Source organism: Antarctobacter heliothermus (genome assembly GCF_002237555.1).
In the GTDB taxonomy this organism is placed as follows: domain Bacteria; phylum Pseudomonadota; class Alphaproteobacteria; order Rhodobacterales; family Rhodobacteraceae; genus Antarctobacter; species Antarctobacter heliothermus_B.
Genome location: NZ_CP022540.1, coordinates 472367 through 491617 on the forward strand (window position 1 = coordinate 472367; position 19251 = coordinate 491617).

Here is a 19251-nt window from a genome sequence, read left to right on the forward strand (position 1 = left end):
ATCCGGGGCCTTTGCCAATTGCCAATGCGTCGGCGGGCCGTTTAGCCCACCCTCCCTTCGGATCGGCCCATCAGACGGCGGGCGACAACACCCAGACCGCTGATCAGGTACAGCGCCAGTGGCACCGCCACCGCGCCCATCAGGAACAGGCCCAGCGCCGCCACCGTCGGGGACACACCCTGCGGCATCCAAGCTGCCAGCGCGGGCAACACAGCGCCGGTCCACGCGGTATAGCCCAGCGTCGCGGCCAGCCAGACCAGCATCAGCACTGCCCCGACCATCAGCACCCCGCGCACCGCCGCATCCCGGAACTGCATCCCGCGCTTCAGCGCCGCCACTTGCCGTCCGATGTCATGCTGGATCGCCACCAGCGCAGGCACGATCATCAGCACCAGCACCACGCCAAACCCCAACCCGTAGACCAGCGTGATCACCGTCGGTTTCAGGAACTGCGCCTGTGACGAGGATTCGTACAGCAGCGGCGCAAGGCCCAGCACCGTCGTCGCCGTTGTCAGGAACACCGCCCGCAAACGATCCGCCGCGCCGTCGATAATCGAGGGGATCAGCCCCCGTTCCTTGGCGTATTCGTCGATCTGCGTCACCAGCACGATCGAATCGTTGATGATAATGCCGGTCATTCCCAGCAGGCCGACCACGGTGAACATGCTCATCGGGATGTCCCAGATCGCGTGGCCATAGATGGTCCCGACAAGGCCAAAGGGCACAATCGCCATGACCACAAAGGGCCGCGTCCAGCTGGCAAAGACCCAAGCCAGCACAAGGTAGATCCCCAGCAGCACCATGATCAGGCCGTTGCGGGCATCGGTCAGAAACTCGTTTTCCTGTTCGGCCAACCCGGCAAGACGGTATTCCACCTGCCGATTTGCAGCGATCTCCGGCAGGATTTCCTCTTGCAACGCCTTGACCACCGCCTCGGCGCGGGCGGCATCGTCCTCGGAAATATCCCCGGTGACGGACACCAACCGCAGCCCGTTTTCGCGCCGCACGGTCGAAAACCCGGTCCGGCGATCGACGCGGACGATATCTGCCAGCGGCACATAGGCCCCGGCGGCGGTGCGCAACTGCATCCGCTCCATGAAATCGGCGGTCAGTTCGTCCTCTGGCAGTTCGACGCGGATCTCGGCAGAGCGCGGCCCATCGGGATAGGTCGCGGCCTCGATCCCGCCAAGACGGTTGCGCAGCGTGCGCCCCAGCCCGTCGATGTCAAAGCCCAGCACAAGCCCCTGCGGTGTCAGTTCAAGGATCAGCTCATCCTTGTCATAGGACAGGTTGTCCTCAACCGCCGTGACCTCGGGAAAGCGCAGGACGGCCTCTTTGAGATCCTCGGCGGCGGCCTTCAGCGTCTCTGACCCGGCACCGTAGAATTGCACGTCCAGCGAATCGCCGCCCGGCCCGCCACGCCAGCCCCGGAAAGAGATGGTTTCGGCCAGCGGGTGACGGGTCACGCGGTCCTGCAGCTCTCCCACAAAGGCAAACGACGAATAAGGCCGCAGGTCGGCGTCGATCAGTTCGATGGAAATTGCGCCCAGTTGATCCGGGTCCTTGGTATCGGCCCCCGGCAGCGACCGCCCCGAGTTACCGCCAATTTCGGCCAGCACATAATCCAGCGGGTTGGTGCCATAGCGTTCCTCATACTCGCGGCCCAGTTCCTCTGTCGCTTCTTGGAACAGTCGCATCTGTTCCAGCGTATCCGCCCGCGTGGCGGTGGGGGACATGGCAAAGTTGCCGGTGACGGACCCCTGCTCTGGCGAGTTGAAAAAGCGCCATGTAACGTCGCCGTTGACAAAGGCGGTGATCTGCGTCGCCAGCGCCAGTGTCAGCAGCGCAAAGACCGCGTAGCGCGCTGCAATCACGCCGCGCATAAAGGGGCGGAACAGCGTCTCTCGCACCCAGCGAAAGCCGCGATTGACAAGGGTCGAGGCCATGTCGATGCCGTTGTCCGAAAGGGTGCGCAGCGCGGCCGCGCGCGCTGCCGTCGGCATCAGCGCCAACCGGACCGCGATGACGGTTACGAACAGCACGGCAAGCCCACCAAGGACCAGCGGCAGATCGGCCCAAAGGGCTGCGCGCAGGTCTATCGCGCTTTGGCTCAGCCCGATCAGCGCCTTTGGCGCGTCGGCAAACATGCTCCAAAGCGCCACCAACACGCCGGGCAGCGCCAGTGCCGCCAACACCAATAGCGCCACCGCCAGCACACAGACCAGCGTCACGCCCAGCACGCCCAGTCCGGCGCGCCACAGCTTTGTCCCCGTTTGGGGACGCGATTTCAGCGCGTGGGCCATGTGGTTGGGCAGGATCAGGAAGCATTCGACCAGCGAGGCGATCAGCACCACAATCACCGTAAACGGTATATCAGAGATCAAATCGCCAAACCGCCCGCTGATGGCCGTCAAGCCAAAGAAGGCAATGACCGTGGTGATAGTCGCCGAAAACACCGGCAGAGCCATGCGTTGGGCCGCGCCCTCTGCCGCCTCAAACGGGCTGTTGCCGTGGCGTGACAGGTGGTCGGCGTGTTCACCCACAACAATGGCGTCATCCACCACGATGCCCAGCGTGATGATCAACGCAAAAAGAGAGATCATGTTGATCGTCAGCCCGGCCACATACATCAGTGCAATGGCCGACAGCAGCGCGGTGGGGATACCCGCCGCCACCCAGAACGCCGTGCGGGTGTTGAGAAACAGGAACAGCAGCGCCACAACCAGCGCCAAACCGGTCACCGCGTTGTCGATCAGGATATTCAGACGGCCGGTGATCGCCTCTGACCGGGTGCGGATCAGGTCGATCTTGACACCTTCGGGCAGCGCGGCGGTCAATTCGGCGGCCACCTTTTCAACGGTGGCCTGAATGCCGATGGCATCCCCCCCGGCAGAGCGGTCGACCCGGATCGAAATGGCCGGGTTCTCACCTACGAAATAACTGCGCTGACGGTCGATCCCTTCGACCCGGATAAGGGCCACGTCGCCGACGGTCAGGTTGGTGCCGCCGGGGTTGGACCGCAGTACAATCGCCGCAATGGCATCGGCAGAGCGTTTTTCGATCCCGGTGCGCACGCGCGCGCCCGCACCTGCGACGTCGCCCGCCGGATCGGCCTGCACCTCGGCGGCGATGGCGTCGGAAATCTCGCTCATGGTGATGTCATGGGCGATCAGGTTCTGAACCGGCACCTCAATCACCGTCTGCGGCGCGGCAAGACCGCGAATCGTGGTCTGGGTCACACCCTCGGCGAACAAGCGCACGATCAACTCATCGGCAAAGCGCGCCAGCTGGTCGACACCGACTGGCCCGGTGATCACCAGATCCGTCACCCGGTCGCGCCAGCCGCCCCGGCGCACGTTGGGATCGTCGGCGTCCTCTGGCAACGTGTTGATTGCGTCCACCGCCTGTTGGACGTCATCGGCGGCCCGGGCAATGTCCCAACCCGGTTCAAATTCCAGCTCGATCGAGGCGCGGCCTTCGCGTGACAGCGCGGTCGAGGCAATCACCCCGTCCACCGACAGCAACGTCGGTTCCAGGACCTGCACAATGGCGGCATCCACATCCTCTGCCCCGGCCCCGTCCCAAGTTACAGTGACGTCGATCTCCTCAATGATCACATCGGGAAAGAACTGCGCCCGCATGTTGGGAACGGCAAAAGCCCCGGCGGCCAGCATCATGACCAGCAGAAGGTTGGCAACCGTGGGATGTCGAACGAAGTAGCCGAACAGGCCTCCTGCAGCAGTGGGAAGTGCGCGCGCCATACCTTAGCCCCCCATACGGGATTCAAGGCGCTCGACCATTTCCGCCGGCACCTGTTTCTGCGACAACTGCGCCAGCAGGCGGGTCTTGGCCGCCTCCGGCATCCGGGTGTTTTCCTCGATAAAGGCGACCAGTTTGGCGCGCCGTTCGTCCGTCAGCTCGACCATGTCCGGCACCTCGGGCACCGCGTTCTGTCGTAGCGGTTTGACCTTGATGCCAGCACCCAGCAGCGGCGTGCGTTGGGCCACAACCTCACGGCCCGCGATGCCGCGCCCGCGGACCAGCACGTCATCGCCCTGCCGCCGCAACACCTGGACCTGCACTGTTTCCAGCCTGTCGTCGTCGCCCACAGCCAACACTTCTTGGGCGGCATTGACCGCCGTAGCAGGCAGGCGCGCGACATCGTCCAATGGCGCCTCCTTGATGCTCACGGCCACAAAATCACCCGGCTTGAAACCGCGCGGGGCCTCTAGTGTGGCAAACAACTGGCGGCCGGTCTGGCCCTCACCCACGGCGGCACCTTCGCGGGAAATCACGCCCTGCGCCGAAATGTTGGTGCCAAAGAAATCCAGCGTCACCGTCACCGGCGCGCCGCGCAAGCGGCCCGCTTCGTCCAGAAGACGCGCGTATTGCTGGGTCGAGACGCGGAACGCGACCTCCAGTGCCTGCGGGTCGACCAGTTGCGCCAATTGCTCATTCGTTGACACCAGCCGCCCGGCGACCACCGTCACATTCGACAAGGTTCCGGCAAACTCGCCGCGGATCTCTGTGTCGTTCAGCCGGCGCTCTGCCTCGTCACGGGCGATCTCGCCCCGGCGCAGCCGTGTTGCGGCCTGATCAATGCGCGCCTCTGCGGTGGCCACTGCCTGCCGCCGGGTCAGCACCGACTGCCGTTCGCTGGACAGCGACAGTTCTGCCGATTCCACCGCCGCTGCCGTACCGACATTACGTTCCAGCAAGTCGCGCTGACGTCGCAGCGCGGTCTCACGCAGCACCACTTGATCCTCTGCCGCGACCAGTTCGTCGCGCGCGATGATCAGCGCGCGCTCGGCCTCGCGGACCTCGGCCCGGGCATCCAGCAAATCGCTTTCGGCGCGATCCAGCTCAGACTGTGCATTGGCAGGGTCGATCCGCGCCAACACCTGCCCCGCTGTCACCTGCCCCCCCTCGACAAAGGCGGGGTCCAGTTCCACCACTGTCCCGGCCGCCGCGGCCCGAATTTCAAGCGTTCGGCGGCTTTGCACCTCACCGAAAGATGTCAGGACCGGCACCGCCGTTTCCAGCCGCATGGACACAACATTGACGGAGAATACGCGTTCGCGCGCCTGCGGGACGACGGCCTCTCTGGCCATCTGAGCCACGACGGCGTCACGCACCATGATCCCGGCAAAAGCCAGCAGACCCAGGGTTATCGACAACAAGAACAGCCCGGTCAGGCTCTTTCGCAGAAAACGCATTTTTACAACTCCGCGGACCACACCGCGAAAATAGCGGCACAGGGGGTCTTTCCAACCCTATCGGATTATACGCAAGTGGCGATCACTTCCGTCGCTGATGTTCGTCGAGTCTGGGAAAAATCTCGACAAAGTTACAAGGCAGGTGGCGATAGTCCAGTTGCCAGCGCAAAATTTCATCCCAAGCATCCTTGCAGGCCCCGGTCGAGCCGGGCAAGGCAAACAGATAGGTTCCGCCCGCAACGCCGCCCGTGGCGCGGCTCTGCACCGCAGATGTGCCAATTTTCTGATAGGAAACCATGGTGAACACCGTGCCAAAGGCATCGATCTCCTTTTCGTAGACATCCCTGTGCGCCTCAACCGTCACGTCGCGGCCCGTCAACCCGGTGCCGCCGGTCGAGATCACCACGTCCACTTGATCGTTGACAATCCAGGCGCGCAACTGGTCGGCGATCCCTTTCCGCTCGTCCTTCACGATTGCGCGATCTGCCAGAATATGACCCGCTTCAGTCAACCGCTGCACCAAAGTGTCGCCGGACCGGTCCTCGGACAGGCCCCGCGTGTCCGACACCGTCAGGACGGCAATACGAACTGGAATGAATTCTCTCGATTCGTCGATGCGGGGCATAGGATCTCTCCAAAACTACGGACCTTGCGCACCTTCGGCAGCGCAGCGACCGTGTCAAGCAGCCCATCCTAGGTGGACGGACCGCCGCTCAGATCGCCAGCCGCACCGCCAGCCCGCCAAACAGCGTGGCACAGGCATAGCGAAGCGCGCGTTCCGTCGTCGTGCCGCCGTGCAGATGCCGCCGCATCTGACCGGCAAATTGCCCGACCAACCCGTTCACCACCAGCCCGCCGGTCGACATGAGCAACCCGTATATCAGAAACTGCGGCAGGACCGGCAATGTGGGGTCAATGAACTGTGGCACAAAGGCCAGCACGAAAAGGATGAACTTGGGATTGGTAATGTTGACCACAAACCCCTGCTTTGCAGCCTTGGCAGGCACCATCATGGGGGCGTCGCTGCCCGCGATGGGGGTTCGCAACGTCTTCCACGCGATCCATGCCAGATAGGCCGCCCCGCCCCACCGGATCACATCAAAGGCTCCCGGCAATGCAGCGACCAGCGCGCCCAGCCCAAGCCCAGCCAGCAGGACATGCACCATGCCGCCCAGCGCAACACCGGCAGAGGCGGCCCAGCCACAACGCGCGCCCCCCCGCAACCCTTGCGCCAGACAAAACATCATGTCCGGGCCGGGTGTGACGTTCAGCGCCAGACCGACAGGTATGAACGCCAGCAACAGGATGGGATCGACGATCATGTCAACGTCCTCAATTTCGCCTGCAACGCCAGCAGGTCGGCCCAGGCCTCACGTTTGGCCCCCGGCGTGCGCAACAGATAGGCAGGATGCAACATCGGCAACGCGGGACGCCCTGCCGCCTCTTGCCACTGGCCGCGCAACCGGGTGATGCCGCGCCGCCCCAACAAGGCCTGCGCCGAAGTGTTGCCCATGATCACCAGCACATCCGGATTGACCAAAGCGATATGCCGCTGGAGGAACGGGATCAGCATGGCAATCTCATCCGGTTTGGGATCGCGGTTCTGCGGCGGTCGCCACGGCAGAACATTGGTGATGTAGACCGAGTCGACCCGGCTCAGGCCCACCGCTGCCAGCATCCGGTCCAGCAACTGCCCCGCCTGCCCGACAAACGGCTTGCCCTGCAAATCCTCGTCGCGGCCCGGCGCCTCGCCCACCAGCATGACCCGCGCGCCCGGCGCGCCATCGGCAAACACCAAATTCCGCGCGCCTTTCTTCAACTGGCAATGCTCAAACCCGGCCAGCGCCGCACGCAACCCGTCCAGATCCTGCGCCCCGGCCGCCAAGGCCTGCGCCTCGGCCACAGGATCGACCTCTTCGACCTTTGGCACAGGCCCGGCCTGCGCCACGCCGGACGATTGCGCCCGCGCCGCATGCTGCGCGCGCAGCTCTGCCTCGGCAGCAAACCGATCCACAGGCGCGTCGCAAATCGCCGCGTCCACACCCATTTCCATCTGCCATTCCAGCAGCGCCTTGGCGGCGTGCCAGTCCATTTGATCCATCTGATCCATGGAACCCACCCTAACGCCCGCCAGAGAGGAAGAAAATCGCCCCCGCTTCTTCTCTGTCAAAATACCCATCTTGCGACCGCGCCGCGCAACCCACCGCCAGAGGCTTGCCCCGACCGAGCCCCAAACATAAGAAGGGCAAACGCCGCCGAGGGGACCTGATGCGCTTCGACCACCGTCACCTGTTGGGGATCGAACCCCTGCGCCCGGATGAGATCACCACGATTCTCGATCTGTCCGACCAATACGTCGATTTTAACCGCCGCCGCGACAAACACGCCAAAGCGCTGGCCGGTCTGACGCAGATCAACATGTTCTTCGAAAACTCCACCCGGACGCAGGCCAGTTTTGAACTGGCGGGCAAGCGGCTGGGCGCGGACGTCATGAATATGTCGATGCAAGCGTCGTCCATCAAAAAGGGCGAAACGCTGATCGACACGGCGATGACCCTGAACGCCATGCACCCCGACCTGCTGGTGGTGCGCCACCCGCATTCCGGAGCAGTCGATCTACTGGCGCAAAAGGTGAACTGCGCGGTGCTGAACGCGGGCGACGGTCGGCACGAACATCCCACACAGGCGCTGCTGGACGCGCTGACCATCCGTCGCGCCAAGGGACGGCTGCACCGGCTGTCGATCGCCATCTGCGGCGACATCGCGCACAGCCGCGTGGCGCGGTCGAACCTGCTGCTGCTGCATAAGATGGAAAACCGCATCCGTCTGATTGGCCCATCCACCCTGATGCCTGCGGGCATCGACGCCTTCGGGGTCGAGGTGTTTGACGACATGCGCGAGGGGCTGAAAGACGTGGATGTGGTGATGATGCTGCGCCTGCAAAAGGAACGCATGGACGGTGGCTTTATCCCCTCCGAACGTGAGTATTATCACCGCTACGGGCTGGACGCCGACAAGCTGTCCTTTGCCAAGGAGGACGCCATTGTCATGCACCCCGGCCCGATGAATCGTGGAGTGGAAATCGACGGCACGCTGGCGGATGACATCAACCGCTCTGTCATTCAGGATCAGGTCGAAATGGGCGTGGCCGTGCGCATGGCCGCGATGGATCTGTTGGCCCGGAACCTGCGCGCCCGTCCGACAGAGGTCGTGGCATGACTCAGGTTGAGATCAACGGATCGGACACCGGCACGGTGCGTGTCCTGCATCTGGACCTGCCCCCCGAGGCGGTCGAACGGTTCACCCAGATGGCGGGCACCGGCGAATGGCCGCTCAAATACGCGTTGGGAGCGAAACGCCTGCGCGAGGCCTTCGTGGACGTTGTGTCGATCCGCGATCTGGGCGAGATGCCACTGTCGCGCTATCTGGCAGAGGCTTATGACGTGCAGGCCCGCGCGCTGGGCGATGACCGGGCGCGCCTTGACGCCTTGACGGGGCATGTCCTTGTCCTGCCGTCGCAGGCCTTTGACGCCACCTCGCAGACCCTGACGATTTCCCCGCCGCTCAAACTGATCCGCAGCTATGCTGAGACGCGCGCCGCGGCCCGCGGCCCCAAGGTCACATCGAAATCCGCGCGCGGGCAGGGATCGGGCGGCGCACCCGGCCCCACCTCACGCGGCAATTCCGGCCTGCTCAAGCTGATCCTTGCCGCGATCGCGCTGGTTCTGGCGCTGGTACTCTGGCTGGCGCTGGTATGAGCGGGGTGGCCTGACATGACCCTGCCCGACGCACCCGCACAGACGCCGTCTGGCTGGGTCGGTATCCTTGACCCCGGAGAGACGATCCGCTGGCAAGGGCGGCCCGACAGTGGCATCCACCTGCGCGGCGGTGACTATGCGTTGATGGCGTTCGGGCTGTTCTTTGGCGGCTTTGCCCTAGTCTGGATGGCACTCGTGTGGGGCGCGGGCGGATCATTCTGGATGTTCGGCCTGCTGCATTTTGCCGTTGGCGTGGCTATTGTCCTGTGGCCCGCGCTGGGGCGTCCCTATCTGCGCCGACACACATGGTACACGCTGACCGACCAGCGCGCCTTTATCGCGGCCAACGTGCCGATACGAGGCAAGACGCTCAAGAGTTATCCGATTTCCAAGGACAGCCCACTGACGCTGGAAACCGGTGCGTTTGGGTCGGTGTTCTTTGCCACCGAACGGCAGCGGACCAAGAACGGTTACCGCAACGTGCGCGTCGGCTTTGAGCATATTGCCAACGCGCGTGAGGTCTTTAGCCTGTTCCGCGACATTCAGCGGGGCGATGCATGAGCTTTCCGCCTGACAAGACAACCTATGTCCGCACCCATTGGATCATGGCTGCTCTGGCCATGGCCGTGGGCATGGCGATCCTCTGGGCGCTGGGCAATCCGCATGTCTGGACCGGGGCCATCGGCGGTCTGGCCGCCGTCGCCCTGCGCGGCTGGTATCTGATGGATGAGGAAATGGGCCATCTCTGGCAGATATCGGACGATATGCTCGAAGGCCCGCAGGGTCGCCGCGTGGCGCTGGCGGACATCGACAAACTGCGCACCATCGGAGCCGCCGTTCAGGTCATCACCCGGAGCGGCGACAAACACCTGATCAAGTTTCAGGCGGACCCGCAGGCCACCAAGGCCCGCATCGACGCCGCCCGCCTACGAGGCCAAGAATGACCGTTACCCTGATCCACAACGCCCGCCTGATCGACCCCGAGGCTGATACAATCACACCCGGCGCAGTCCTGATCGAGGCCGGAAAGATTACCGAAATATTAACGCAAGACGTTGATATTGAAGAGATGTTTCGCGCGCGAAACATCTCGCCGGATCGCGTCGACGCGGGCAATGCCTTTTTGGCGCCCGGCATCGTGGACATCGGCGTCAAGGTCGGCGAGCCGGGAGAGCGTCACAAGGAAAGCTATGGCAGCGCCGGTCAGGCCGCCGCAGCGGGAGGTGTGACCACCATGGTCACACGACCAGACACCCTGCCCTGCATCGACACGCCGGAGTCGCTGGAGTTCATCCGCCGCCGCGCAATGGAAGAGGCTCCGGTCAATGTTTTGCCCATGGCCGCCCTGACCAAGGGAAGGGAGGGCCGCGAGATGACAGAGATCGGCTTTCTCATGGATGCGGGGGCGGTGGCCTTTACCGATTGCACCCATGTGGTAACCGACACCAAGGTTCTTAGCCGCGCCATGACCTATGCGCGCAGCCTTGGCGCGCTGATCATCGGCCACCCGCAGGACCCCGGCCTGTCCAAGGGGGCGTCCGTAACCAGCGGAAAGTTTGCAACACTACGAGGCCTGCCCGCCGTGACCGCGATGGCGGAACGCATGGGGCTGGACCGCGACATTGCCCTGATCGAGATGACCGGCGTGCGCTATCACGCGGACAAGATCACCACCGCGCGCGCCCTGCCCGCGCTGGAACGCGCCAAGGCCAACGGGTTTGACGTGACCGCCGGCACCTCGATGCATCACCTGACGCTGAACGAAATGGACGTGGCTGACTATCGCACCTTCTTCAAGGTGACGCCGCCGCTACGGTCCGAGGAAGACAGACAAGCGATTGTCGAGGCTGTCCGCAGCGGGCTGATTGACATCATCGGCAGCTATCACTCGCCGCAGGACGAAGAGAGCAAGCGCCTGCCATTTGAGGAGGCCGCAAGCGGCGCTGTCGGGTTGGAAACCATGTTGCCAGTGCTGCTGCGGCTGTATCACGGCGGTGAGCTGGACCTGACCACACTGTTCCGTGCCCTGTCGTATAACCCGGCGCGGCGGCTGGGTCTGGACTGTGGGCGGATCGCCAAGGGCGCGCCTGCGGATCTGGTGCTGTTCGACGCGGACAAGCCGATTGTGCTGGACCGGTTCAAGCTGCGCTCAAAATCCAAGAACACACCGTTTGACGGCGCGCGGCTGCAAGGGCGGGTACTGGGCACATGGGTCGGCGGACGCCGGGTATTCGAGGGATGAGCGGTATGATGATCCTCTGGGCGGTTCTGGGCTATCTGCTGGGGTCGGTGCCTTTCGGCGTGCTGATCTCACGCGCTATGGGGCTGGGCGATCTGCGCAAGATCGGCTCTGGTAACATCGGTGCCACCAACGTGCTGCGCACCGGCAACAAGCCCGCCGCGCTGGCGACGCTGCTGCTGGACGGCGGCAAGGGCGCGGCGGCGGTGCTGCTGGCGCGCGCCTTTGGGGCCGATGATCTGGCGGTGCAGGCGGCTGGGGTCGCAGCCTTTTTCGGTCACTGCTTTCCGGTTTGGCTGGGCTTCAAGGGGGGCAAAGGCGTTGCGACGTTCCTTGGCCTGATGCTGGCGCTGGCATGGCCTGTGGGCCTGCTGTGCTGTGCAAGCTGGCTGGCGGGGGCGTTTCTGTCACGGGTGTCATCGGTAGGCGCGCTGGTCGCCTCTGCCTCGGCGCCGGTCTGGCTGCTGTTGACCGGGCGGGTTGAGCTGATCGTCAGCGCGCTATTGCTGGCAGCGCTGGTCTGGTGGCGGCATTCGGCCAATATCGCGCGGCTGCGAGCCGGGACAGAGCCGAAGATCGGCAAGAAGTAAGGGTCCCGGTTCTGATCGAGAAAAGGGGGCGCTGTCCCCGACTTCCTTTGGTCGCCCCCTGAGTTATGAAAAAGAACAGGGGTATTTTTACAAAGAAGAAGCGCAAGAGGCGGCGCACGCACCGCGCAGGGTCTCTGTCACCGCGTCCGGATGGCTGAGCAGGACCATGTGGCCCGCGCCTGCGACGGTTTTTTCGCGTGCTTGCGGCAGGCGGTCCATCAGGCCCCGGTGGACCTCGGCGATGATCGGCACAGTGTCCGAGCCGCGCAGCAGGGTGACCGGGCAGGTAATCCGCTCCAACCCGTCTTGTTCCAGCATCCCGGCGCGGTCCTGCCAGAGCGCTGGTTCGGTGGCGCAAACAAAAGGCATCTGCCGCGCCATGCCCTGTTGCACCCGTTCCGGGAAACTGTCCCAAGGCACGCCGCCGCCCCAGAGCCGATTGAACAGGCGCGCGCCCTGCAGCAGGTTGCCAGCGTCGCATTCCCGGTACAGGTCTTTTTCGGCGGCCTTGTGGTCCCGTTTTAAAGCGCTGTCGGGCGCGGCTGCAAAGAACACCGGCTCTATCAGCGTCAGCGATGCGATCCGATCGGGAGCCTCCAGCGCGAGGCGCAGGGCGAGGGTTGCGCCAAAGCTGTGACCGGCAAGGTGGATACCATCGGTCAAATGCGGGCGCAGGGCGTCGCAGGCGGCGTCATGCACATCCTCGCCGTCGGGGAACGGCGGGCTTTTGCCATGCCCCGGCAGGTCGGGCGCGCGCAGGGTGGTGCGGTCGGCCAGCGCCTCGGCCACCTCTCGCCACATCCCGCCCTGCCCCAGCCCGCAGTGCAGGGCCAGCACCTGTGCCGGCCCCTGCCCCCATGTGCGCCAGTTCAGATCAGAACCGGCGCTGGCGTCTCGCATTAGAGACGTCCGTCCAGGTGGGCGTCCAGATCGTCAAGCCTGTCATTGCCCCAAAACACCTGCCCGCTGTCGACAACGTAGAACGGCGCGCCGAACACGCCCTTTTCCACCGCTTCTTCGAGGTTGGCGGGATAAATCTCGGCCCCGGTCAGCAGGCCAGTGTCAGCCAGCGCGGGGTCAAAACCCGCACCTTCGAGGCAGGCCTTGATCACAGCATCCTCGGCGATGTCCTTTTGCTCGGCCCAGACGGCCGCCAGCAGGCTGTGGCACAGTTTGCCAAGATCACCGCCACCAGCCTTTTGGGCCGCGATCACCGCATAGGACGACGGTGCCGCATTGGTCGGGAAATGGGCGGGCTTTTCGTGATAGGGCAGGCCCGTCTTGCTGGACGCGCGCGCCAGTTCCTGAAGCCGGTAATCCTGCCGGTTCTGGTGTCGTTGCCCCGGAGGCGTCCCGCCGGTGCGCCCGAACAGCGCGATGATGTCGATCGGCTTGTAGGCGATGGTTGCGCCATGTTTCGCGGCGATTTCTTCGAGTCGTAAACCCGCGAAATAGGTGAAGGGGGAAATCGTGGAAAGGAAATAGTCGATATGGGCCATGTCGTCGCCTCCTGGGTCCTGCGCTGGCGCCGACGTTAGGCGCATGCTAACCGGACCGCAACGTCACGAATCCGTCACCTTCCGAAGGCCATGCCCCATGCCCACCGTCATCGAACCCAAGATCATTTCTGGCAACGCCAACAAACCGTTGGCCGAGGCCGTCGCCCGCCGCATGTCGCTGTATCGCGGGATGAGCGTCAAACTGGTCGACGCCCGCGTCGAACAGTTCAACGATCAGGAAATCTTTGTCGAGGTTTTCGAGAATGTCCGCGGCGAGGACATGTTCATCATGCAATCGACGTCGAACCCTGCCAACGACAACCTGATGGAACTGCTGATCATGGCCGACGCGCTGCGCCGGTCGTCAGCGGCGCGCATCACCGCCGTGATCCCATATTTCGGTTATGCCCGGCAGGATCGCCGCACCAAGGCGCGCACGCCGATCACCGCCAAGCTGGTGGCCAACATGATCGCCGAGGCGGGTATTGAACGGGTGCTGACCATGGATCTGCACGCCGCGCAAATTCAGGGCTTCTTCGATATTCCGGTGGACAACCTCTATGCCTCGCCGATCTTTGCGCTGGATATCAAGAACCAGTTTGAGGATCTGAGCGACGTCATGGTGATCTCGCCCGACGTGGGCGGTGTGGCGCGGGCACGCGAACTGGCCAAAAGGATCGAGGCCCCGCTGTCGATCGTCGACAAGCGCCGCGAAAAGCCCGGTGAAGTGGCCGAGATGACGGTGATCGGCAGCGTCGAGGGCAAACGCTGTATCATCGTGGACGACATGTGCGACACCGCCGGAACCCTGTGTAAGGCGGCAGAGGTGCTGATGGAGCACGGTGCGACCGAAGTTCACGCCTATATCAGCCACGGCGTCATGTCCGGCCCTGCGGTCGAGCGGATCACAAACTCGGTGATGAAATCTCTGGTTCTGACGGATTCGATCCAGCCATCCGCCTCAGTCGCAGCCGCGCCGAACATTCGCATCCTGCCGACCGCACCGATGTTTGCACAGGCGATCCTGAACATCTGGAATGGCACCAGCGTGTCGTCGCTGTTTGAAACCGAAACCTTGGGGCCGATCTACGAGGGCATTCTCTGAGAGCCTGACCGGCGACTTTAGCGCAGGTAAACGCGGATCTCGGAGCGCCCTGGCAACACATGCAGTCAGGCGCATCCGCTATCTGAAAGCGCCAGCGCCGAAGGCCGCGCCGCCCATCCGGGCGATTTGATGATTGAACGTCTGATGATGTCAGGCGGCGGGCTGGTGGGTCGGACCAACTGTGTGTCGGGGTCAGAGATCCTTTTCTCCGGGCGCTGGGGCCGGGCAGATTTCTGCGGCCAAAATCGATGCGCTGATGGACCGTCCTGATGGCGGACCAGCTGTTGCAGGGCAAATGTTAGATCTAGCGCCTCTGCGCTGTCGCTTTGTTGGAGGTTGAGCTGATCGCGCGGGACGGCAAGTTGGCCGTCGTATAAGTTCCTGATCCTTGAGCCTGTGTCATCAAACCTACCGCCGCAAGACGCTCAATATAGATCCCAGTCGTCCTCACTGGAGACTTCGCCAAGCGCCATCCAGCTTAGTCGGACGCGAGCAATTCGGGTGTCCGCCCATGTGCGAAAGACCAGATCAAACGCCTCTGTTCCGATGTTTTCGGCAACCAGTTCCGCGCGGACGTTGGCCCGCTGGTCTACATCCCACAGCGACAGTCCGACATGCACGCAAGGCGGCGTGCGGAAGGCCTCGGAAAAACGGACGCGTTTGCGGCGCTCACGACTGCCCTCTCCGGTCCACATGTCGCCGCCCGTGGCGAATTCCGAAAAGACTTCATCGTCGCCCTGGTCCACGCCAATTCGGCTGCCGGTCAGTTTCTTCATGCCATGCCCTTTGTCCGCGCCCATTGGATAATTGGGCAATCGGGCAAAAATGTGAAGGACGAAAGGCAGTTACAGTCAGAGCTGGCTTGTAGGCGCATCGACGGTCAGGACACCCACGGCGTCCAACCCGACAAGGATGGCATCCACCGCCACCGTGGCAAGGATAATCCCCATCACGCGGGAAATGACCGAGGCCCCCGAGTTGCCCAGCACCTTTTTCAGGTACGTCCCTAACAGCAATAGAACCAGAGTCAGCACAAGGATAACCGTCAACAGACCCGCCGTCACAAGCTGGTCAGGGATCGAATTCTTGTTATTGTCGGTCAGCACCACGATGGCCAGCATTGCGCCAGGAGAGGCGATAGAGGGCATCGCCAACGGAAACACCGCCCCCGACAGGTCACCGCGCCCGGCCTCTTCGATTTCACGTTGGGGTTTGGACTCGCCAAAGATCATGGTCATCGCAAAGATGAACAGCACGATCCCCCCGGCAATCTGAAATGAGCCAAAGCGCAGGCCCAGCCCTTCGAGCAGGAGTTGCCCGGCCACCAGAAACGCGATCAGCACGATCCACGCGACAAAAACGGCTCGCAGGGCAAACCGCCAATGCAGCGCCGCCGGGACCGCAGCCGTCGCGAAATAGAACACCGGCAAAGTACCGATTGGATCAATCACGACCAGCAACGTGATGAAATCACGCAGCAGGGAGCTGAAGTCAAAGACCATATGGGCATGCTTTCACGATAGAGGGACCGAAAAGTTATTGTCAGACGGCGACAGCCGCCACAAGGCAAGGCTATGCGCCGACACGGGAACGTGCGCGCATTGGCCAGAAAACTGCCGCACTGACTAGTAACAACGCAGTTGTCACAAGGAATGGGGCCCCCGGTAGATAAAGTGCGGCGTCTGGCGCCGCAAAAGTGCGGAACAGCGGGGTGATGATCAGCGGCGCCACGATGGCGGCGATGGCGGCCAGACTGGCAATGACCCCCTGCAACAGGCCCTGCCGGTCCTCATCCACCAGATTCGACGCCATGCCGATTGCGTTCGGCGGAGCCATGTCCGACAGACACGCAAACGGGAGAAAGGCCCAGACCAGCCACGCGGCCGAAATGACGCCATAGGCTGCCGAGGCAATGATGCCCGCTGCCACGGCAATCATTAATGTCCGCCATTCGCCTATCCGAGGGATCAGGACACGCATCAACCCGCCCTGAGTGATGGCGACACCCACACCGTAGCCCGCCAGTGAAAAACCTATCAGGCCCGCAGACCAGCCAAACGACTCTCTGGTCCAAAACGCCCAGAGCACCGGGTAGACCATGTTGGCGAACTCGAACAGGAACAGCCCGATCAGCGGCAGCATCAGACCCGGCAGGCGGGCGGCCTTGATGATCGCGGCAAAGGGATTGAGGTCGCGCCGGTCGAAGGGGCGACGCTTGGCGGGTGGCAGACTTTCAGGCAGGACCAACTGCCCGAAGGCAAAGTTCAACGCCGCCAACCCAGCAGCGGCCCAGAACGGCGCGGTGACATGCACCCCCGCCAGCAAGCCCCCCAATGCCGGGCCAAAGATGAACCCGACGCCGAAGGTGGCACCGATCAGCCCAAAGTTCGCGGCGCGGTCCTTTGGGTCCGAAATGTCAGCCAGATAGGCGGTCGCGGTGATGTATGTAGCCCCGGCAATGCCCGCCACCAGACGCCCGATCAGCAAGATCCAGAACCCTGTCGCCAGCGCCATGATGACATAGTCCACAGCAAGCGCTGCAAGGGTGAACAACAACACAGGCTTGCGCCCCAGTGCGTCCGAAATACCGCCCACTGCGGGCGAAAACAGAAACTGCGCCCCGGCGTAGGCGGACATCAGCACCCCGCCCCAGAACGCGCCGGTGGCCGTGTCCCCAGCGCCCACACGTTCCATCAGATCCGGCATGATCGGAAAGATCAGGCCAATCCCAATGGCGTCAATAAAGATGGTCGCAAGGATGAACCAAAGCGCGCCGCGCGGTGCCGACATGAAAGACGTCCGATAAATGTTCGCTGCGCATGACGCAGGCCCAAAATGAAAAGGCCCCGCCGTGGCGGAGCCTTTTCAATGATAGATTGTTCAGGGCCTCAGAGCGAGGGGGATTTCGGATCCAGCCCAATGTGCGATCCAACTGCCACCATATCCTGAAGCAGCTTGACCGCATCGTCCACCAGACCGGGATCTTCGGCGGTGTCTTTGGTCACTTGGTAGACGCGGTGCGCCTCATCAACCAGTGCCTCATAGGTGGCCTGATCGACATCCGCACGCGGCAGCGCCTTTTCCGCCAGCACCGACAGGCTTTCGCCGATCTCGGCGAAACCGCCGGTCACGACAAACTCCTCGACGCCCTTCTGGGTCTCGACCGTCAGGACGCCCGGACGCAGCGTGGTAATCAGCGGCGCATGGTTGGGCATGGCGGTAAGATCGCCATCCGCGCCGGGAATGCGCACCGAAGTCACCTCGGCCGACATCAGACGGCGCTCGGGCGAGACCAGGTCGAATTGCATCGTTTCTGCCATGTTCATCTCCTGTACCGGGTGGCGGGGTCACCCCCGCCTGCCCCCCGGCGTTTGATCGTTCGCGCAAGGCGGGGTTACCCCCGCCGCACGCTCAGGCAGCCTCGGCGGCCAGCTTCTCGGCTTTGGCGATCACCTCGTCAATGCCGCCAACCATGTAGAAGGCTGCTTCGGGCAGGTGGTCGTATTCACCCGCCACAACCGCCTTGAACGACGACACGGTGTCCGCAAGCGGCACCTGAATACCGTCCGAGCCGGTAAAGACCTTTGCCACGTCGAACGGCTGCGACAGGAAGCGCTGGATCTTACGGGCACGGGCCACGGTCAATTTGTCCTCTTCGGACAGTTCGTCCATCCCGAGGATGGCGATGATGTCCTGAAGCGACTTGTAGCGCTGCAGAATACCCTGCACGTCACGCGCAACCTGATAGTGCTCTTCGCCGACGATCTGCGGATCCATCAGGCGCGAGTTGGAGTCGAGCGGGTCCACGGCGGGGTAGATGCCGAGTTCCGAGATCGCACGGTTGAGAACCGTGGTCGCATCCAAGTGCGCAAAGGTGGTTGCAGGTGCGGGGTCGGTAAGGTCGTCCGCGGGAACGTAGACGGCCTGGATCGAGGTAATCGAGCCCGACTTTGTCGAGGTGATGCGTTCCTGCATGGCGCCCATGTCGGTCGCCAGCGTCGGCTGGTAGCCCACCGCCGAAGGAATACGACCGAGCAGAGCCGAAACCTCGGAGCCCGCCTGCGTAAAGCGGAAGATGTTGTCCACGAAGAACAGAACGTCGGTCCCGGACTGGTCGCGGAACTGCTCGGCCAGTGTCAGGCCGGTCAGGGCAACACGGGCACGCGCGCCCGGAGGCTCGTTCATCTGGCCGTAGACCAGAGCAACCTGCGATTCTTCAAGGTTGTCGGGCTTGATGACGTTGGATTCGATCATCTCGTGGTAAAGGTCGTTGCCTTCACGGGTCCGTTCGCCAACACCGGCGAACACGGAGTAACCCGAGTGCACCTTTGCGATGTTGTTGATCAGTTCCATGATGAGAACGGTCTTGCCCACGCCGGCGCCGCCGAACAGGCCGATCTTGCCGCCCTTGGCGTATGGTGCCAGCAGGTCGATGACCTTGATGCCGGTTTCCAGAACCTCGGATTCGGTCGATTGCTCGATGAATTCCGGGGCGGGCTGGTGGATAGCGCGGAACTCGGTCGCGTTGAGCGGCGCACCTTCGTCAACCGGCTCACCGATGACGTTCAGGATGCGGCCCAGCGTTGCGTTGCCGACCGGCACCGTGATCGGACCACCGGTGTCCTCGACGCGCTGACCGCGCACGAGACCCTCGGTTGCGTCCATCGCGATGGTGCGGACGGTGTTTTCGCCGAGGTGCTGCGCCACTTCCAACACCAGCTTCTTGCCGTTGTTGTCAGTGTTCAGCGCGTTCAGAATTGCCGGCAGGTCGTCGTCGAACTGAACGTCGACCACGGCGCCAATCACCTGCGTGATCTTGCCTTGTGCGTTTGCCATGTTTCGTC

19 protein-coding genes are annotated in these 19251 nt (G+C 63.2%); 7 read left to right on the plus strand and 12 right to left on the minus strand.

Going from position 1 to position 19251, the window contains the following annotated elements:
- Positions 1 to 41: 41 nt before the first annotated feature.
- The 5 genes from ANTHELSMS3_RS02405 to ANTHELSMS3_RS02425 form a co-directional block, all read right to left on the minus strand.
- Positions 42 to 3761, minus strand: coding sequence for an efflux RND transporter permease subunit (locus ANTHELSMS3_RS02405; protein ID WP_094033482.1), 3720 nt, complete (start codon positions 3759 to 3761; stop codon positions 42 to 44).
- A gap of 3 nt (positions 3762 to 3764) precedes the next feature.
- Positions 3765 to 5216, minus strand: a complete 1452-nt coding sequence (locus tag ANTHELSMS3_RS02410) for an efflux RND transporter periplasmic adaptor subunit (RefSeq protein WP_094033483.1) — start codon at positions 5214 to 5216, stop codon at positions 3765 to 3767.
- 82 nt (positions 5217 to 5298) lie between these two features.
- Entirely contained in the window at positions 5299 to 5841 is a 543-nt protein-coding gene (gene moaB, locus ANTHELSMS3_RS02415) for a molybdenum cofactor biosynthesis protein B (protein ID WP_094033484.1), read from the minus strand.
- 88 nt (positions 5842 to 5929) lie between these two features.
- The gene (locus ANTHELSMS3_RS02420) at positions 5930 to 6538 is read right to left on the minus strand and encodes a LysE family translocator (RefSeq protein ID WP_094033485.1); all 609 of its coding nucleotides are present in this window, start codon (positions 6536 to 6538) and stop codon (positions 5930 to 5932) included.
- Complete coding sequence (locus ANTHELSMS3_RS02425; RefSeq protein WP_094036880.1) at positions 6535 to 7317, minus strand: uracil-DNA glycosylase; 783 nt, start codon at positions 7315 to 7317, stop codon at positions 6535 to 6537. The genes ANTHELSMS3_RS02420 and ANTHELSMS3_RS02425 overlap by 4 nt, the downstream gene beginning before the upstream one ends.
- A 167-nt stretch (positions 7318 to 7484) precedes the next feature.
- Between ANTHELSMS3_RS02425 and ANTHELSMS3_RS02430 the strand changes: the two genes are divergently transcribed.
- Genes ANTHELSMS3_RS02430 through plsY form a run of 6 tightly spaced genes read left to right on the plus strand, consistent with a single transcriptional unit; the run spans position 7485 to position 11803 of the window.
- Positions 7485 to 8435: an aspartate carbamoyltransferase catalytic subunit gene (locus ANTHELSMS3_RS02430; RefSeq protein WP_094033486.1), complete on the plus strand. Its 951-nt coding sequence runs from the start codon at positions 7485 to 7487 to the stop codon at positions 8433 to 8435.
- The gene (locus ANTHELSMS3_RS02435; protein WP_094033487.1) at positions 8432 to 8974 is read left to right on the plus strand and encodes an aspartate carbamoyltransferase catalytic subunit; all 543 of its coding nucleotides are present in this window, start codon (positions 8432 to 8434) and stop codon (positions 8972 to 8974) included. Before ANTHELSMS3_RS02430 ends, ANTHELSMS3_RS02435 begins: the two co-directional genes overlap by 4 nt.
- A gap of 15 nt (positions 8975 to 8989) precedes the next feature.
- Positions 8990 to 9535: a hypothetical protein gene (locus ANTHELSMS3_RS02440; protein WP_094033488.1), complete on the plus strand. Its 546-nt coding sequence runs from the start codon at positions 8990 to 8992 to the stop codon at positions 9533 to 9535.
- Entirely contained in the window at positions 9532 to 9918 is a 387-nt protein-coding gene (locus ANTHELSMS3_RS02445; protein WP_094033489.1) for a hypothetical protein, read from the plus strand. Before ANTHELSMS3_RS02440 ends, ANTHELSMS3_RS02445 begins: the two co-directional genes overlap by 4 nt.
- Positions 9915 to 11216: a dihydroorotase gene (gene pyrC / locus ANTHELSMS3_RS02450; RefSeq protein WP_094033490.1), complete on the plus strand. Its 1302-nt coding sequence runs from the start codon at positions 9915 to 9917 to the stop codon at positions 11214 to 11216. Before ANTHELSMS3_RS02445 ends, pyrC begins: the two co-directional genes overlap by 4 nt.
- A 5-nt stretch (positions 11217 to 11221) precedes the next feature.
- The gene (plsY, locus tag ANTHELSMS3_RS02455; protein WP_254694827.1) at positions 11222 to 11803 is read left to right on the plus strand and encodes a glycerol-3-phosphate 1-O-acyltransferase PlsY; all 582 of its coding nucleotides are present in this window, start codon (positions 11222 to 11224) and stop codon (positions 11801 to 11803) included.
- An 87-nt stretch (positions 11804 to 11890) separates the two neighbouring features.
- Here the strand turns inward: plsY and ANTHELSMS3_RS02460 are convergent, their stop codons facing one another.
- Positions 11891 to 12703 carry an alpha/beta fold hydrolase gene (locus ANTHELSMS3_RS02460; protein WP_094033492.1) on the minus strand — a complete coding sequence of 271 codons (813 nt, stop codon included), beginning with the start codon at positions 12701 to 12703 and terminating at the stop codon, positions 11891 to 11893.
- Positions 12703 to 13302, minus strand: a complete 600-nt coding sequence (locus ANTHELSMS3_RS02465; protein WP_094036881.1) for a 2-hydroxychromene-2-carboxylate isomerase — start codon at positions 13300 to 13302, stop codon at positions 12703 to 12705. The genes ANTHELSMS3_RS02460 and ANTHELSMS3_RS02465 overlap by 1 nt, the downstream gene beginning before the upstream one ends.
- 97 nt (positions 13303 to 13399) lie before the next feature.
- Between ANTHELSMS3_RS02465 and ANTHELSMS3_RS02470 the strand changes: the two genes are divergently transcribed.
- Positions 13400 to 14407 carry a ribose-phosphate pyrophosphokinase gene (locus ANTHELSMS3_RS02470; RefSeq protein WP_094033493.1) on the plus strand — a complete coding sequence of 336 codons (1008 nt, stop codon included), beginning with the start codon at positions 13400 to 13402 and terminating at the stop codon, positions 14405 to 14407.
- 425 nt (positions 14408 to 14832) lie between these two features.
- Here the strand turns inward: ANTHELSMS3_RS02470 and ANTHELSMS3_RS02475 are convergent, their stop codons facing one another.
- The 5 genes from ANTHELSMS3_RS02475 to atpD form a co-directional block, all read right to left on the minus strand.
- A complete protein-coding gene (locus ANTHELSMS3_RS02475) occupies positions 14833 to 15183 on the minus strand; it encodes an H-type lectin domain-containing protein (RefSeq protein ID WP_094036882.1) in 351 nt (116 codons plus the stop codon).
- Between the two features lie 75 nt (positions 15184 to 15258).
- A complete protein-coding gene (locus tag ANTHELSMS3_RS02480) occupies positions 15259 to 15909 on the minus strand; it encodes a MarC family protein (RefSeq protein ID WP_094033494.1) in 651 nt (216 codons plus the stop codon).
- Positions 15910 to 15979: 70 nt separating this feature from the next.
- Positions 15980 to 17197 carry an MFS transporter gene (locus ANTHELSMS3_RS02485; protein ID WP_094033495.1) on the minus strand — a complete coding sequence of 406 codons (1218 nt, stop codon included), beginning with the start codon at positions 17195 to 17197 and terminating at the stop codon, positions 15980 to 15982.
- A 98-nt stretch (positions 17198 to 17295) separates the two neighbouring features.
- A complete protein-coding gene (locus tag ANTHELSMS3_RS02490) occupies positions 17296 to 17727 on the minus strand; it encodes a F0F1 ATP synthase subunit epsilon (protein ID WP_094036883.1) in 432 nt (143 codons plus the stop codon).
- A gap of 91 nt (positions 17728 to 17818) precedes the next feature.
- Entirely contained in the window at positions 17819 to 19243 is a 1425-nt protein-coding gene (atpD, locus tag ANTHELSMS3_RS02495) for a F0F1 ATP synthase subunit beta (RefSeq protein WP_094033496.1), read from the minus strand.
- Between the last annotated feature and the right edge of the window lie 8 nt (positions 19244 to 19251).

Coding starts and splice junctions, on each gene's coding strand:
- ANTHELSMS3_RS02405 (WP_094033482.1), bottom strand. CDS start 3,761: ATGGCGCGCGCACTTCCCACTGCTGCAGGAGGCCTGTTCGGCTACTTC.
- ANTHELSMS3_RS02410 (WP_094033483.1), bottom strand. CDS start 5,216: ATGCGTTTTCTGCGAAAGAGCCTGACCGGGCTGTTCTTGTTGTCGATA.
- moaB (WP_094033484.1), bottom strand. CDS start 5,841: ATGCCCCGCATCGACGAATCGAGAGAATTCATTCCAGTTCGTATTGCC.
- ANTHELSMS3_RS02420 (WP_094033485.1), bottom strand. CDS start 6,538: ATGATCGTCGATCCCATCCTGTTGCTGGCGTTCATACCTGTCGGTCTG.
- ANTHELSMS3_RS02425 (WP_094036880.1), bottom strand. CDS start 7,317: ATGGATCAAATGGACTGGCACGCCGCCAAGGCGCTGCTGGAATGGCAG.
- ANTHELSMS3_RS02430 (WP_094033486.1), top strand. CDS start 7,485: ATGCGCTTCGACCACCGTCACCTGTTGGGGATCGAACCCCTGCGCCCG.
- ANTHELSMS3_RS02435 (WP_094033487.1), top strand. CDS start 8,432: ATGACTCAGGTTGAGATCAACGGATCGGACACCGGCACGGTGCGTGTC.
- ANTHELSMS3_RS02440 (WP_094033488.1), top strand. CDS start 8,990: ATGACCCTGCCCGACGCACCCGCACAGACGCCGTCTGGCTGGGTCGGT.
- ANTHELSMS3_RS02445 (WP_094033489.1), top strand. CDS start 9,532: ATGAGCTTTCCGCCTGACAAGACAACCTATGTCCGCACCCATTGGATC.
- pyrC (WP_094033490.1), top strand. CDS start 9,915: ATGACCGTTACCCTGATCCACAACGCCCGCCTGATCGACCCCGAGGCT.
- plsY (WP_254694827.1), top strand. CDS start 11,222: ATGATGATCCTCTGGGCGGTTCTGGGCTATCTGCTGGGGTCGGTGCCT.
- ANTHELSMS3_RS02460 (WP_094033492.1), bottom strand. CDS start 12,703: ATGCGAGACGCCAGCGCCGGTTCTGATCTGAACTGGCGCACATGGGGG.
- ANTHELSMS3_RS02465 (WP_094036881.1), bottom strand. CDS start 13,302: ATGGCCCATATCGACTATTTCCTTTCCACGATTTCCCCCTTCACCTAT.
- ANTHELSMS3_RS02470 (WP_094033493.1), top strand. CDS start 13,400: ATGCCCACCGTCATCGAACCCAAGATCATTTCTGGCAACGCCAACAAA.
- ANTHELSMS3_RS02475 (WP_094036882.1), bottom strand. CDS start 15,183: ATGAAGAAACTGACCGGCAGCCGAATTGGCGTGGACCAGGGCGACGAT.
- ANTHELSMS3_RS02480 (WP_094033494.1), bottom strand. CDS start 15,909: ATGGTCTTTGACTTCAGCTCCCTGCTGCGTGATTTCATCACGTTGCTG.
- ANTHELSMS3_RS02485 (WP_094033495.1), bottom strand. CDS start 17,197: ATGTCGGCACCGCGCGGCGCGCTTTGGTTCATCCTTGCGACCATCTTT.
- ANTHELSMS3_RS02490 (WP_094036883.1), bottom strand. CDS start 17,727: ATGGCAGAAACGATGCAATTCGACCTGGTCTCGCCCGAGCGCCGTCTG.
- atpD (WP_094033496.1), bottom strand. CDS start 19,243: ATGGCAAACGCACAAGGCAAGATCACGCAGGTGATTGGCGCCGTGGTC.